Here is a 14,100-nt window from a genome sequence, read left to right as displayed (position 1 = left end):
AGGAGTCACCATGCGCTTGACACTCTCCCGCCTCGCCGCCGCTTGTGCCTGCCTGTGCCTGGCCGCCTGTACCACGCAACTGGCGCATGCGCCGGTGCCGGCGTGGCCTGGCGCCGATGCCGCCTATGTGGCGGGGCGCCAGGCTTTCGAGCGGGGCGACCTGCCCGCTGCGCAGGCGGCCTATGAGCTAGCCCTGCGCCATGCGCCGCGCCACGTGAACGCGCGCAACGGCCTGGCCGTGCTGCACGCGCAGCGGGGCGAGCATGACGCGGCCATCGCCCAGTGGCAGGCGCTGACGCAGGAAACGGGCATGGCGCGGCCGCAGCAGGCCTATCTGTTCAGCAATCTCGGCCATGCCTATTCTCTGAGCGGGCGCGACGCGCAAGCGTCAACTGCGCTGGAACAGGCGTGTCTGCTCGATCCGCTCAATGTGCTGGCCTGGCAGCATCTGGCGCAGGTGCTGGAGCGCCTGGGACAGCACGAGCGCGCAGCCCTCATGCGGCGCCAGGCGGCCAGCTTGCAGGAACACGACTTGCGGCGCGACATGGCCTTGTTGCGCGACGCGGCGCCGCCGCAGCCGGTGACCGCGCCTGCGCCCGCGCCGGTGCAGGATGCGCGCGCCATGGCGCGCGTGGAAATCACGCAGAGCGATGGCATGGCCCGCTTGCAGCGCGTACCGGCAGCGGTGCGCAGCGTACCCGCCGCAGTGCCCGAGCGGCCCATGCCGGCGGCGCCCGCGCCGCAGCCGCGTCTGGAAATTGTGAATGGCAACGGCGTGCCGGGCATGGCCGCCGCGCTGGCGCGCAGCCTGGCCGGCGTTCCCGTGCAAGTGGTGCGCCTGGCCAATGAAACCAGCTTCCAGGTAGCGCGCACGCGCGTCGAATACCGGCCCGCGCAAGCGCAGGCGGCGCGCCAGTTGGCCCGCCAGCTGGGGACGCAGGTGCAAACGCAGGTGCAGACCCAGGCCGCCGACTGCCCTGCCAGCGAGCTGCGCCTGGTACTGGGGCGCGACCTGAGTGAGCCGGCCGTGTTGCACCGCTATTATCTGCAGCAATTGCAGCTGGCGCGCCAGGCGCTGGCACGTCTCGGTTAAAACGCCTCTGCTGGCGTGCTTTGAACGTGCCGTTTGCTATGTCGGCTGGCGCCGGCGCGTGAATGGAACTGGGTGCGTAGTGGTTTTGCGGCCACCCGAATTGCTTGCGCAACCGCAACCGATGCGCACCACTTCCTCGCCTTCCGTCAATTTCCAGTTGGTAATCGTCGTGTGCTGCCAGTCGATGTCGCTTTTCTTGACAGGTTTCACCGTCAGCGTGCGTGCTTCCACATCCGTGTATTTCATCAGTTCCTCATCGTCGGCGATGTCGAAATGGTGGTGGATCAGGAAAATGCCGAAGTGGTCGAGCGCGCCATAGCGCTGCAGTACGTCGCGCAATTCGCGAAAGCAAGCCAGATCCGCAGGCAGCAGCGGATCGACGGCGGAAATATCGGCAAGGGCTTGCCATTGCATGGCATGGATGTTCAGCTGTGGATGCTAGGCTCCCGTGCCCCGTGATGAGTGGCCCAGGCTGCGAGAGCGGCGCTTGCGCCATATTAAAGCTGCGGTACATCGGATCTCGTCCGATCATTGCCCGTAAAATAGGCCATGGCAAACAAAACTCCCACCTTCCCCGGCGCACGCACGGGCCGCGGCCAGGTCCTGGCCGTGCTGCTGTCGAACCGCGACCAGTCCGGCGCCGAACCCCTGCAAGGCCGCGTCTCCCTGGCCGCCATCGTCAAAGCGCTGAAACGCAAATACCACTGGCCGATTGAAACCCACAGCTTTCCCGCCAACACGCAGGATGGTCGCGCCAGTTGGGCGACGGTATACAGCTTGCCGGAAAAGGTCATTGAGACCGCGCTGGAGGCCGGCGGCCGGGAGTGGCTGGAGAGCCGGGGACTGCCTGGGCGGCGGTGAATGCGCCCCAGTACGCTATTCCAGCCGGAAGCCGACCTTCAGCGTGACCTGGAAGTGCGCCACCTTGCCGTCGACGATATGGCCACGCGACTCTGTCACTTCATACCAGTCCATGTGCTTGACCGTCAGCGCCGCCTTGGCAATGGCATCGCGTATCGCCTGATCGCTGCTCTCGGTGGACGTACCGACCAGTTCGATCAGCTTGTAAGTGTGTGCGGACATGATGTTTCCCCAGGTAGGAAGGCCGGACATCGGGAGCCTGCTTTGCGCAAGCACATGCTCATCTTGCGCCTAAATGTGCTGGACGTCATTGCGCGGTGCAGCAATGCGTCAACCTCGATGACGATGCTTTTCAGTGTCCTGGATGGCTTTCACAGGCGTGACAAAAGAAAAAAGGGCTACCAGCCGAAGCGGGTAACCCTTTGATTTCCTACTGAATTCTGGTGCCGACTGCCGGTTTCGAACTGGCCACCTGATGATTACAAATCATCGCAAGTCGATATTCAGGATCGTTGATGAACGTTGAAATTTTCAACTATATTCTTAAAAATCATATACTTACGAAATTTCTATTTTTATTTCCTGCAGATGACTGTTGATCGTTATGCTACCATTTGGGTTACATGGCGGTTACATGGCGCTTACACAGCACGTCTTCTTGAGGTAATAGTGAAAAAAATAAAGTTCGCGGCGGGTAGGGTGGAAGAGTTCGCCTGTGAGGGTGGAAAAAGTCAGTCATTCCTTTGGGATACCGCTTCACCAGGCCTCGGTTTGCGGGTGACGTCGAAGGGCGCGAAGTCCTATATTTTTCAGGGTAAGTTGGACGGCGCCACCATCCGGCTGACGATCGGTGATCCTCGCACATGGGACATTGCCAAGGCCCAGGCCGAAGCACGGCGCCTCAAGGTCCTGCTCGACAACGGACAGGATCCGAGAAAGGTACGGGAAGATGCGCTTGCTGCAGAGCGAGACGCGCGCGCAATGCAGGAAGCTGTCATTGTGGCGGAACAGGAAAAGCAGCTGCGGGAGTCAGTGACCTTGGGCGGCGTCTGGCCTGAGTACATTGCTGATCGCATTGCCACGCGAGAAGCCGGCTGGTCAGAGCATCATATTGCCGCGCATCGCAAGATCATTCAGGATGGCGGCCAGCCGCGAAAACGCAGTCCAGCGCTGACGAAAGCCGGTCCACTGTGGTCCTTGTCCGCGCTTCGCCTCATCGATCTGACAAACGAGCGCGTGGAAGCCTGGGCGCGAGAAGAAGCAAAGACCCGTCCATCCAGCGCACGGCTGGCATGGCGACTGCTCAAAGCCTTCATGAACTGGTGCGTTTCGCACAAGACGTATTCGAGCATGGTCACTAGCAATCCGACAAAGAGCGCGCGAGTGCGCGAGAGCCTCGGCAAAGAGAAGCGGCGCCATGACGTTCTCCAACGCGAGATGCTGGAGTCATGGTTCAGCGCCGTGCGCAAGATCGGAAACCCGGTCATTGCCGCCTACCTGCAAGTTCTGCTGCTCACCGGCGCCAGGCGCGAGGAGCTCGCGGCACTGAAGTGGGCAGACGTGAATTTCCAGTGGGGCAGTATCAAACTGTCCGACAAGGTCGAGGATTTTCGGATGGTCCCGCTGACTCCCTTTGTTGCTCAGCTCCTGGCCAGCCTGCCGCGCAGGAATGCCTTTGTCTTCTCCAGTCCCGCTTCTGCATCGGGACATATCGCAGAGCCGCGAATCGCGCATAACGAGGCCGTCGCGGTGGCGAATTTGCCGCAACTTACACTGCACGGCCTGCGAAGATCATTTGCCACATTAAGCGAGTGGATCGAGATGCCGAACGGTATCGCCGCGCAGATTCAAGGGCACGCGCCGCAAGGGGTGCGGGAGCAAAATTACATTCGCCGACCGCTTGACCTGCTTCGTGTTTGGCACGCGAAGATTGAAGTTTGGATTCTTGAGCAAGCGGGTGTGGAGCCTGTATTTTTTCCGGCAATATTGCGCGTTGTAAGCGCTTAGCTGGACAATGGTTGCTTCCGATTGACGCGTACAGCGGTGTGCATGCCTATCCATCCTAGCATACCCGACGGACCTAGTAGCGGGTTGATCGCACACCTCTGAATCTTTGAAATTTCTGCGACGGGCTTTTCCGAGGATATGAGTAGCCGTTCGAAAAATATGGATCGGTCACGGATCGGCCGAACGCCGGACATTGCTTCCCCATACCGAAACTTTCCCGAAATCTATCCTTCTTGCTGGATTTGAATGTCGCCATAAGTCATAATGGATGTATCACTTATAACAACATGACGCTCTGACCACCGTGTGAATGGAATCGGCCTTCCACTTTTTGTCAAATGGAAGGTCCGTCAGTCAGGTCCAAGACGCGACAACAACAAAGGAAGTTGAATGGACCACTCGACTAGCGCTTCGGCAGTTGACTCCGAACACAAGGCATTGATTGACATCTCAATCGAAGGTTGGCGCTTCGCGCGTGTTTTTGGTCGAATGATCTCCAAGCTCGACGCCGGCGAGGCCTCACGCTACGCCAATCAAGCGCGCTACTTCCTCAAAAAGCTCGACGATGGCCTCGAAAGCTTTGGATTGCGCATCGTTAGTCTGGAAGGACAACCTTACGATACCGGTATGGCAGTCTCCGCCCTGAATATCGCCGATTTCGGCCCGGACGACATCCTAGTCATCGAACAGACGGTCGAACCTATCGTGATGGGGCCTGATGGCCTTGTACGGGGCGGAACCGTCATGGTCGCGAAAGCATCTCAATCATGAAGAACTACATCGGAATTGATCTCGGGACCACCAACAGCGCGGTGAGCGCCTATGATGGCGAGACCCTGCGTTTGTTCAAAAGCCCGGACCAGAACGATGTCACCCCCTCGGCCATTTTCATCGACCGGCGCGGAAACAAGTACGTTGGAAAGCGCGCCTACGACAATGCTGCCCGCGCCCCTGAAAGCGCGGCGACGCTGTTCAAGCGGTTGATGGGCACGAGCACGCCGGTGAAGCTCCCGGCTGTGGACCTGACCATGACCCCGGAGGAATGCAGCGCTGAGATATTGCGGATTCTTTTCGGCTACCTGCCCGAGGAGATTCGCAATGCGCCAGACACCGGCACCGTTATCACGGTCCCGGCCGCCTTCAACCAAATGCAAAAAGATGCGACCATGGCGGCTGCCGAAATGGCTGGCCTTGGCAAGGTCGCGCTCATGCAAGAGCCCGTCGCCGCCGTCATGAGCGTGATGCGTCACCGCAAGGGCGACGGCATGTTTCTCGTTTACGATCTGGGCGGCGGAACCCTCGACATCGCCATCGCCGAGAGCATCAATGGCAGGGTGAGCCTCCTCGCACATGGCGGCATCGCCATGTGCGGAGGCCGGGATTTCGACCGCCTGCTGCTGGACAATGTCGTTAAGCCCTGGCTGTTGACGAACTTCGATCTGCCAGAGGACTTTTCCTCCGACAGGCGCTACGCCACGCTGCGCCACATGGCGACGTGGGCTGCGGAAAAAGCCAAGATCGAGCTGTCTTCCAGCGAGGAAGCTGTCGTCACACTCGACGACAGTGAGCTGCGCGTCAAGGATGAGTCCGGCGCGGATGTCTACATCGACATCTCCATCACCCGGGCTGTTTACGACGAATTGATCGCCTCTAAGCTTGAGGAGTCGATCGCGTCGGCGCGCGAGACCATGGAGAAGGCGGGCCTGAGCCCTCACGACATCGGCCGAGTCGTGTTCGTCGGTGGTCCGACCCAATACAAACCTCTGCGCGACAAAGTGGCCTTTGAACTGGGCATCGCAGCATCCACCGACGTCAACCCTATGACCGCCGTCGCGGAAGGGGCCGCGGTCTTCGCCGAGTCCATCGACTGGTCCAGCCAAAACCGCGGCCGCAAGAGTGGGCGCGGAGCCTTGGCCGCTGGCGGCGGTCTCGACTTGTCGTTCAACTATCAGGCTCGGACTCCCGACGCCAAGGCCAAGGTGGTCGCCAAGGTCGGTGGGCAGACGGTGGATGGCGCGGCTTTCCAGGTCGACAGCTTGGACACCGGCTGGTCATCAGGCAAGGTGCATCTCAATGATGGTGCCGTCGTCGAAGTGGCCTTGTCCAAGCCAGGCGAGAACCTCTTCAAAGTATTCGTCTTCGACGCCGCAGGCGGCCCCGTCAAGCTCGCGCAGGACAGGATCGTCATTTCTCGCACCGCCGCTCAGATCGACGCCATTCCGGCCTCGCACTCCGTAGGAGTCGAGGCGTTGGAGAAGATGGGGGGACGGTTGGTCCTAGACCACCTGGTGCGCGAAGGCGACCAATTGCCCAAAAAGGGCAAAAAGACATTCAAGGCCGCCGAGTCCCTTCGCGCTGGCGCGGCGGGTTCCATCAAGTTGAAGCTGTGGGAAGGCGGCATTGAAGATCCGGTGTCGGACAATCGCTTCATCGGCATATTCGAGATTCGGGGAGCCGACTTCTCGGATGGCGTGATCGCCAAAGGCGCCGATCTCATTTGCGAATATGAGGTTCTCGACTCCGGCAACATTGTACTGGACGTTTCCGTCCCATCGATCGGAGGAACATTCAACAGCGGGCGCAACTTCTACTCCCGCCAGGAGGGCCAAATCGACTACACCAAAGCCTCCAAGCGCATCGACGAGGAGGCCAGCCGCGTCGCCGCGCGCCTCGACGAGATCGAATCCAAAGTGGACGACTCACGCTTGGTCCAAGCCCGTGAGCGTTTGGACCGCGCCGCCGCTGCCAACGGAAGTGACGGCGATCCGGAGACCGCCAAGCAGTCGATGGATGACATCCAAGAGGCCAAGAAGCTGATGGCCCAAGCTCGCAAGGACAACCTCAGAGTCATCCGCCAGCTGGAGCTCGACAGATCCGTCGAGTTTTTCGAAGCGCGCGTCCGCCAATTCGCGCGGCCCGCCGAAGCGGCGGCCTTCGACAACCTCGCTAAGACGGCACTGCGCCTGATAAGTAACAACGGCGGCGACTTCGAGTCCCATCTTGACGAGCTCCGCGGTAAAAATTTCACGATCCTTTGGAGGCAAGACTGGTTCGTGATCGATCGCTTCAAATGGCTGGCCGAGGACGCCTTCCTGTTCACCGATGCCGCTGAGCACGCCGAACTATGCAAGGTCGGCCAGCAAGCCCTCCAAGCCAACGACATCGACAAGCTTCGGCAGGTCGTCTCGCACCTCGACTCGATCCGCGTTGGAATCGCCAGCGAGGATGACATGGCCGCCGGCTCGAACATTGTGGTGGGTTGATTCATGCGGACTGAAAACTGGCTGCCCATCGGGTTCGAGCTGCCCGACGGGGCCCACTGCGGCAAAGCGTCACGCGGCGGCTCCGACTGGCAAATCGTCGAGACGGAGGGCGGCGGCCGCGCCTTGCTTGTGAATGTGGATCTCGCGGCTAGATGGATCGAATCCGGCTTGGTTGAGGAGCAGGAGTTGCGGGCGTTTTCCTTCGGCTCGGCTGCATTTTGCGAGGTTTCCTGCGGTCCCGGCCAGATATTGGCCCCAACGCTCGATTGCCGTTCGCCAGATACTGAGAGCGAGGCCCTGGCCTTCGCCATGGCGTTTCGCGCCACCCGCGACATTGATCCGCAAAGCCCGCTGCAGGACGGCATCTATGTCGAGAAGCTCAGCCGTCTGTTGCCCACGTACGTGGCCGCTTCTGGCATGGACGATGACGTGGTCGTTGGAACCTGGCTCACTGGCGGGGCGCAGGTGTCCGCCAAGTCGTTCCGCCAGCTGCGTGACATGCTGTCGTGGATGGGCCCCGAGCAGCTGCGTGACGTCGTGACTGCCGCCGGATTTGCGGTTAAGGAACTAATGCCCACAGTTCCTACGTCGCCGGCGGCTAACTCGACCTCTGGCGCTGAAGCCTCATCGTCGATGGCGCAAGGCGGCACCTTTCAGTACGCTGGAGATGGGCTTGCGAAGATTTTCCGAGGGCCATTCAAACTGTCGGGGCGGCCAGAGCTGGAGGCGTTCTTCAACGAGCATGTCGTCGACATCATTGTCCACCAAAAGCGCTACAAGGCGCTCGGCGTCGGCTTCCCGGCGGCGGTGGTTCTCCACGGCCCTCCTGGGTGCGGCAAGACTTTCGCGGTCGAGCAGCTCATCGAATACCTCGGCTGGCCGAGTTTTCAAATTGACGCGTCGAGCGTGGCCAGCCCCTACATCCACGAAACCAGCAAGAAGGTCGCTGAAGTGTTCGAGAAGGCGATTCAAAACTCCCCTTCTGTCCTGGTCATCGACGAAATGGAGGCATTCCTCGCCGACAGGGGCATGGGCGGAGGTGGAAGCCACCACCGGGTCGAAGAGGTCGCGGAGTTCCTTCGCCGCATACCCGAGGCGTCCGCCAATGAAGTATTGATCGTCGCAATGACAAACCGCATCGATATGATCGACTCGGCCATTATGAGAAGGGGAAGGTTTGACCACGTGATCAAGGTGGACTATGCAAGTGCTGAGGAGGTGCTGGCTTTGCTGGGAAAACTGCTGGAGACGCTCCCCAAAGATGGTACCGTCGATCCAACCACGTTGGCAGAGCAACTCGCGGGCCGCCCGCTTTCTGACGTCGTGTTCATTGTACGCGAAGGCTCGCGACGTGCCGCGAAGGCTGGGGCAGAAAAACTTGGGCAAGCCTTTTTGCTGGCGGCCATGGACGAAGCGTGTTCGAGAACCGGCGACGAGCCGGCTCGGCGTATTGGCTTCGTTTGATCGGAGAGAGATATGACAGATTCCGAATCGAACAAAAAGAGAGCGAAGGGATTCGCCGGCTTGTCGTCCATGGTGTCGGACGTCTCGGAGGATGCTGCGCGGGCTCCCGCGGCGGCGGAGGCCTCCCCGCGAGTGTCGCAGGCCGCCCAGTCGCTCCCGCTGCAGTATCCCGCGAGCGCCAAACCAAAACCCTTCCAAGCCGAATTGTCTCCCGCTGCCAGGTCCAGCAAAACCGGCTTGGCATGGATCGCCGCCGGCATCGCGGTCTTCGTGATTTGGATGACCAGCTCCGGCTCCGGCGACAGCTCTCAGCCGCCCTTGACTCAAAGCCAACCGGCGACAACCTTCTTGCCCGATGCGACCATCGGAGCTCCGACGAATGCTGATTTGGCGACATCGGATGAGCAAGTGCCTCCCGTGGGCCGCAATATTGTTTTAGGCATCGCGCAGATCCGTTGGTGTAAGCGCGAGAAAATTAGGATCAACGCGATTGAAAATGTCATCAATAATGCATACGAACGCGAGGTGGGCATTTTCAATGCCAGGATCGATGATTACAACAGTCGCTGCGCTGAGTTCAGGTATCGCCAGGGCCAGGTAGAGCAGGTCGAGCGCGAGTTGGCGATTCAACAGGAGTCGATCGCGTCGACGTCGAAGACCGAATGGATTCAGGCAAGGGCGGGGACTTCAGCCCCTCTTGTGGCCGAGCGCAATGACGAGCCGGTGCCATTCACAATCGGGCAATCTCATGGCGAGAGGCCTGAACCAGCCGCTTCGCAAATGTTCCTGAGCGATGACGAGCAACAATCCATCGACAGCGCCTGCGCGGATCAAAAGACCCTTTATGGGGAAGCGGCTTACGAAACGTGTGCGTCGAAAAAAAAATCTACCCTCGCGTCGGGGCCTCGACATATCGACCTAACAGGGCTGAGCGCGCCCGAGCGAGAATCGATTGAAAGCGCGTGTTCAGCTCAAAAAATTCTGCAAGGCCCGGCGGAATTCAATGCATGCCTGTTGAGAAAACTTTCTTCGCTCAAAGCGGGAGTTCGCAACATCGATTTGTCGGCGTTGAGCCAGTCGGAGCAGGAATCGATGGAGAGTGCGTGCTCGGCCCCCAAACTGCTGGAAGGCCCGGCGGCATACAACCGATGTCTGTCGAAGAAACTTGCTTCACTTAAGGCCGGACCGCGCAATGTCGATTTGTCGAACTTGAGCGATGCGCGACGCGAGTCGATCGAAAGCGCTTGCTCCGGCCAAAAACTCTTGGAGGGCCCGGCTGCATACAATAGATGTTTGACACAAAAATTAGGACCACAGAGAAATGAGTAAGATTGCCTCGCTGCACGCGAATCCGTTCCACGTGCTCGGAATCACCACCAGGGATGATCGGCGCAAGATTGTCGACATGGCCGAAGAGCGTGCGCTGCACATCGACCACGATACCTGCCAGAAGGCTCGCTCGGATTTAACCAACCCAAGGACTAGGCTCTCTGCGGAGATGTCTTGGATGCCTGGCGTGGCGCCGCGCGTTGCCGAAAAACTCGCGGCGGCCTTGCTCGTGGATTCCACATCCTTCCGATCGGACCAAAGCCTTCCCGAACTTGCCAGGGCAAATCTGATGGCCTCCGCCCTCGAATTGGCCTGTGAAAATGAGACAGCGGAGTCTGCCTCTGAATACATCCGCAGCTTCGCATGGGTCGTTGAGGGAATCGATGCCAACGACGTTCTGAGGGACGTCAATGAGGACCGGGCCATTTCCGGGTTCCCTGAAATCAAGGCGGTCGAATTGATCGAGGAGGTGTTGGTCGAGCGCCGCAAGGCTTATCGCACCGTATTGAGGAACATGCTCAATTCGATGGATCCTGACAGGCTCGTAGACGCCATGACGGACGTGGTTTCGGTGGCGACTGAGAATGGCGAAGAACAAGGCCCGGCGCTGATCGACGAACTGGCGGACGCCTATGAACTCGAGACGCAGGGCTTTCTCCAGCAGGAATCCGACAACATCTCCACATTGATCGAAAGCGTCAGGGAGGCCGCGCCTCTTGGTCAACCGGCTGTCGCTCCGATCATGGACAGACTTGAACGCGTCGCGCGCAATTGGGACCGCGTCGCGCAGCCCATCCAACTTAGCGCAAAATCACGTGGCATCCAGCATCGTCCAAGTCGAGACGTCGCCTACGAGTTGCGCAGCCTTGGCATCGACCTCAACAATGATCATCACATGCTGGATCAGGCCCATCGGATGACGGTGTTGCTCCAGGAGCTCTTCGCGGAGCTGCCGGAAGTCGTGGAGCGTTTGCACGAGGACGCGGAAACCATCGCGGAGCTTCGCAGTCAAACACGCGAGGAGGAGGAGAATCGAGTGCGATTGGCTCGGGAAATCTCGTTCCGGGCTGAGGTGGGCGTCATGTTTAAAAACGAGCTCGCTGTCGGGCCAGACGGCATCCGTTGGAAGGGGGAGACCTTTCCGCTCGACACGATCACGAAAGTTCGTTGGGGTGGAGTGCGCAATTCCTTCAATGGGATCCCAACCGGAACGAATTACACCGTCGCCTTTGGCGATGCGCATTCGCAGCACGTCGTCGAGCTGCGCAAGGAGGCTACCTACTCGGGATTTCTCGACGCGCTTTGGAAGGCGGTTTGCGTGCGGCTGGTGGTCAGCATCATCGAGCAATTAGCGGCGGGCCGCAGCATGAACTTCGGCGACATCACCGTCGAGGACGATGCTGTGACCCTCACGAAGCGCCGGCTTTTATCGCCGAACGCACGAGTCCGCTTGAGTTGGAATGATGTCCAGGTATGGAGCGCGGACGGTAGCTTTTTCGTCGGTCACAAAAGCGAAAAAAAAACTTATGGCTCGACGTCATACATAGAAAACTGGAACTCCCATCTTCTTGAGCAGATTGTCCGAAGCGGCTTCAAGCGGGGCATGGTCAAGCTTAGCGACACCCTCAGAAACTAAAATTGATGGGTTAGGGACCGTGCGCACGGTTCGATAATGTCATCGCCTTCATGTGCGGCCATAAGAATCAGATCCATCGGGTGAACGCGGCCGCGCCCAACCGGCAGGATTGCGTGAAAAGTTACTTGGAGACCGAGGATGCGGCAATGTACCTGGTCAAGCGACTGCAGGGCGGGGCCGCCACGCGCCTTCGCAAACGGGGGGGCGTGCATCGACGAATCAATAGCTCTCGGCGATCTGAACAATCCGCCAAAGCATTTTCTTGAAGAATCCGTTATATCTTCGATGACCTTGAAGAATTTTATTATTTGGCGTAACAATCTGATGCATGGCCCAAGCATCGAAACTTTCAATAGAGGAAATCGACCCCGCCACTTTCAATTTTGGATCATCAAATAATAATCTCTTGACTTGAAGTGCCTCGTCGATTGGATTAATATTTTTTGATTGGGCCTCTATATGAAACATCGACTTATGCGCTATTGCACCTCTTTTTCCTGCAAAGGCATCCATCAACACGATCCAGTTTGGATCAACATTTTCTTGAGTTAATCCGAGCGGAGTAAGTAGCAGTCCCAAATATTTTTGTCTAATGCCGTGATTATCTGCCAAGGTCTTTCGGTAAATAGCAGCCGCTGAGTAGAATCGTTCCGAGGTCTTTCGAAGAACCCCTTTTTTGTCTGGAATTAACCGATCGCCACCATTAAGAATGGGAAGGCCAGAAAATGTAATTAGTCCCAGCGCAACTGATGTAATACGTCCTGCCTTATATTCAGTTTCGGTAGCTATAACAATTTCTTCACAAATAGATTCGAAATAAAACTCGATCTCCGCGTGTGCCAAGGCAACAAACGCCCGTGTCATTTCCTGCTCCTGCGGAGTCGGAATTCCAATAGCTGCAATGTTGGGTAGGTAAATGGAAACTAAAGTATCATGTGCCAAACGCAAATTTGAGAAATGCAATGAGGGCGCTGGCATTATGGCAGTTCCGCCATTTCAATTTTACCTACTCGCAATTCAATGGCCGACCGCCAAATAGAATATCTAGTCCGAACAGCGGCGATGGATTTTGTCGTTCCGGATATCGCGTCAACAAATTCAGCATTATTCATGCACAATTCGTATGTTATATCAGAGAAATTAATTCCATTTTCTTCATAGATGCGTTTATTATTCTTCGACATGACTGATGCTAACTGCACATCTAAAAGCGCCCGGTTAACCGCTGATTCACACTCACCATTTTTCACTCTGCGCCCCACTCTAAGAGGAGAATCGAAATTCTTTGCCAAAAAAACTAAACTGGTCTCGATTTCGTCAACTAGTTGTGCGATGAGCGTTCCGTGTACATCCCATTTTTGATTAAGTTGATCGTGTGTTTCATCTAGGAATGATTTTAGATTGCCCTTATAAGCGGGAAGTCGGTAAGAATATGAAATCATACGCAACAATAAGTCGACATCGCGCATGCGGAAATCGGGTCCGTTTATATTCAATATCTTCTGTAATATATCGCTTTTCGAAGATTTTACGCTTAAGAATTCGGTAAACGCTCCCGGTTTCATTGCCTGACGTAGTTCCTGCGGAGAGAGCTTTGCGCTACCGGTATTTAGACGAATAAAAACCTCGTATAAATAATCTTCATCCGGCCAATTTCGGATTAAGGCGCTACGAATGGTATGATTGTCAAACTGCGTTTTTATTGTTGATAATGTTGGATCTTTGCCAATATTTTCGTAGGACTTTCCGTTTAACTGATCCAATATTTTTAAGCCACTTAGTCGCAAAGGGGGGCTTTCCTTTGACATAGAAACTACAGGATGCGTAGCATCTAATTCTGCCGCAAATTGAGCTAGCGTAATCAGCCTTTGTTTTCCATCGAGCACAATGTAGGTACCTCGCTGCTCCTTTCTTTCTGCCAATACTATTTGAGGAATTGGGATCTGAAGGGCGACTGATTCAATAAATCTACTCTTGTTCTTAGACGACCAGGCATCTCGACGTTGAAAATCGGGAGACAGATCGATGTTTCCGTCCTCAATCTGTTGAAGTATCGTCCTAACAGTCCAGTCAGTTCCATATAGTACTGCTTGCGCAAAAAAATCTGGGCGCTCTCGTTTATCGAGTTCGTCGTCGGCATCATCAGCAAAATTCAGCAAATCGTCGTGTTGTTCCATGTGTTTCTTTCAGGAAAATTATCATCGTATTCTAACCTCTTCCGGTGCACAGCAACCGCGCAGCCATCTCGGCAGGATGTGATGTGTAAGTATCTTTTTGGCAAATGTCAGCCGTGGATCAGTATGGCACGTTCTGGCAATTGGCTATTCGCTTGGTTTGACGGTGTGAATTCATCGTTGACGGTGACAAAAAAGCATTTTCTCGCGTTTCTGTCACCAATGGTCAGAATATGTTCGTCGATGCACGTTTCTAGTTGCCATCTAGACCTT

Annotated in this window: 12 protein-coding genes; 8 read left to right on the top strand and 4 right to left on the bottom strand. The window is 56.9% G+C overall.

Annotated elements, in window-relative coordinates; all coding sequences use genetic code 11:
* The first annotated feature begins 10 nt into the window (after window positions 1–10).
* Window positions 11–1,093, top strand: a complete 1,083-nt coding sequence (locus ACQ4WN_RS10775) for a LytR C-terminal domain-containing protein (protein WP_436551530.1) — start codon at window positions 11–13, stop codon at window positions 1,091–1,093.
* 36 nt (window positions 1,094–1,129) lie between these two features.
* Here the strand turns inward: ACQ4WN_RS10775 and ACQ4WN_RS10770 are convergent, their stop codons facing one another.
* Window positions 1,130–1,507 carry a hypothetical protein gene (locus tag ACQ4WN_RS10770; protein WP_436551529.1) on the bottom strand — a complete coding sequence of 126 codons (378 nt, stop codon included), beginning with the start codon at window positions 1,505–1,507 and terminating at the stop codon, window positions 1,130–1,132.
* Between the two features lie 135 nt (window positions 1,508–1,642).
* Here ACQ4WN_RS10770 and ACQ4WN_RS10765 point away from each other — a divergent pair, with 135 nt between their 5' ends.
* Window positions 1,643–1,954 (top strand): hypothetical protein, encoded by a 312-nt coding sequence (locus ACQ4WN_RS10765; RefSeq protein ID WP_436551528.1) that lies wholly within the window; start codon window positions 1,643–1,645, stop codon window positions 1,952–1,954.
* Between the two features lie 15 nt (window positions 1,955–1,969).
* Here ACQ4WN_RS10765 and ACQ4WN_RS10760 read toward each other — a convergent pair whose 3' ends face one another.
* Window positions 1,970–2,176, bottom strand: coding sequence for a dodecin (locus ACQ4WN_RS10760; RefSeq protein ID WP_034753599.1), 207 nt, complete (start codon window positions 2,174–2,176; stop codon window positions 1,970–1,972).
* 447 nt (window positions 2,177–2,623) lie between these two features.
* Between ACQ4WN_RS10760 and ACQ4WN_RS10755 the strand changes: the two genes are divergently transcribed.
* The 6 genes from ACQ4WN_RS10755 to ACQ4WN_RS10730 all read left to right on the top strand — a co-directional run bounded on the left by ACQ4WN_RS10755 (window position 2,624) and on the right by ACQ4WN_RS10730 (window position 11,653).
* Window positions 2,624–3,961 (top strand): tyrosine-type recombinase/integrase, encoded by a 1,338-nt coding sequence (locus ACQ4WN_RS10755; RefSeq protein WP_436551615.1) that lies wholly within the window; start codon window positions 2,624–2,626, stop codon window positions 3,959–3,961.
* Window positions 3,962–4,351: 390 nt separating this feature from the next.
* Window positions 4,352–4,732: a hypothetical protein gene (locus ACQ4WN_RS10750; protein WP_436551527.1), complete on the top strand. Its 381-nt coding sequence runs from the start codon at window positions 4,352–4,354 to the stop codon at window positions 4,730–4,732.
* Window positions 4,729–7,224: an Hsp70 family protein gene (locus tag ACQ4WN_RS10745; protein ID WP_436551526.1), complete on the top strand. Its 2,496-nt coding sequence runs from the start codon at window positions 4,729–4,731 to the stop codon at window positions 7,222–7,224. Before ACQ4WN_RS10750 ends, ACQ4WN_RS10745 begins: the two co-directional genes overlap by 4 nt.
* A gap of 3 nt (window positions 7,225–7,227) precedes the next feature.
* Complete coding sequence (locus ACQ4WN_RS10740; protein WP_436551525.1) at window positions 7,228–8,688, top strand: ATP-binding protein; 1,461 nt, start codon at window positions 7,228–7,230, stop codon at window positions 8,686–8,688.
* A gap of 12 nt (window positions 8,689–8,700) precedes the next feature.
* Entirely contained in the window at window positions 8,701–10,017 is a 1,317-nt protein-coding gene (locus ACQ4WN_RS10735; protein ID WP_436551524.1) for a hypothetical protein, read from the top strand.
* Complete coding sequence (locus ACQ4WN_RS10730; RefSeq protein ID WP_436551523.1) at window positions 10,010–11,653, top strand: hypothetical protein; 1,644 nt, start codon at window positions 10,010–10,012, stop codon at window positions 11,651–11,653. Before ACQ4WN_RS10735 ends, ACQ4WN_RS10730 begins: the two co-directional genes overlap by 8 nt.
* 219 nt (window positions 11,654–11,872) lie before the next feature.
* Here the strand turns inward: ACQ4WN_RS10730 and ACQ4WN_RS10725 are convergent, their stop codons facing one another.
* Both ACQ4WN_RS10725 and ACQ4WN_RS10720 read right to left on the bottom strand, forming a co-directional pair.
* Complete coding sequence (locus ACQ4WN_RS10725) at window positions 11,873–12,631, bottom strand: hypothetical protein (RefSeq protein WP_436551522.1); 759 nt, start codon at window positions 12,629–12,631, stop codon at window positions 11,873–11,875.
* Window positions 12,631–13,830: a GmrSD restriction endonuclease domain-containing protein gene (locus ACQ4WN_RS10720; protein WP_436551521.1), complete on the bottom strand. Its 1,200-nt coding sequence runs from the start codon at window positions 13,828–13,830 to the stop codon at window positions 12,631–12,633. The genes ACQ4WN_RS10725 and ACQ4WN_RS10720 overlap by 1 nt, the downstream gene beginning before the upstream one ends.
* Window positions 13,831–14,100: the final 270 nt, after the last annotated feature.

This window comes from Janthinobacterium pasteuri, assembly GCF_051380775.1.
In the GTDB taxonomy this organism is placed as follows: Bacteria; Pseudomonadota; Gammaproteobacteria; order Burkholderiales; family Burkholderiaceae_D; genus Janthinobacterium.
This window is presented reverse-complemented; position numbering and strand designations above follow the sequence as displayed.

Bases quoted from the DNA above. Each gene is read 5' to 3' on its own strand.
- ACQ4WN_RS10770 (WP_436551529.1), bottom strand. From the start codon at position 1,507: ATGCAATGGCAAGCCCTTGCCGATATTTCCGCCGTCGATCCGCTGCTG.
- ACQ4WN_RS10725 (WP_436551522.1), bottom strand. From the start codon at position 12,631: ATGCCAGCGCCCTCATTGCATTTCTCAAATTTGCGTTTGGCACATGAT.
- ACQ4WN_RS10730 (WP_436551523.1), top strand. From the start codon at position 10,010: ATGAGTAAGATTGCCTCGCTGCACGCGAATCCGTTCCACGTGCTCGGA.
- ACQ4WN_RS10750 (WP_436551527.1), top strand. From the start codon at position 4,352: ATGGACCACTCGACTAGCGCTTCGGCAGTTGACTCCGAACACAAGGCA.
- ACQ4WN_RS10745 (WP_436551526.1), top strand. From the start codon at position 4,729: ATGAAGAACTACATCGGAATTGATCTCGGGACCACCAACAGCGCGGTG.
- ACQ4WN_RS10760 (WP_034753599.1), bottom strand. From the start codon at position 2,176: ATGTCCGCACACACTTACAAGCTGATCGAACTGGTCGGTACGTCCACC.
- ACQ4WN_RS10775 (WP_436551530.1), top strand. From the start codon at position 11: ATGCGCTTGACACTCTCCCGCCTCGCCGCCGCTTGTGCCTGCCTGTGC.
- ACQ4WN_RS10720 (WP_436551521.1), bottom strand. From the start codon at position 13,830: ATGGAACAACACGACGATTTGCTGAATTTTGCTGATGATGCCGACGAC.
- ACQ4WN_RS10740 (WP_436551525.1), top strand. From the start codon at position 7,228: ATGCGGACTGAAAACTGGCTGCCCATCGGGTTCGAGCTGCCCGACGGG.
- ACQ4WN_RS10735 (WP_436551524.1), top strand. From the start codon at position 8,701: ATGACAGATTCCGAATCGAACAAAAAGAGAGCGAAGGGATTCGCCGGC.
- ACQ4WN_RS10765 (WP_436551528.1), top strand. From the start codon at position 1,643: ATGGCAAACAAAACTCCCACCTTCCCCGGCGCACGCACGGGCCGCGGC.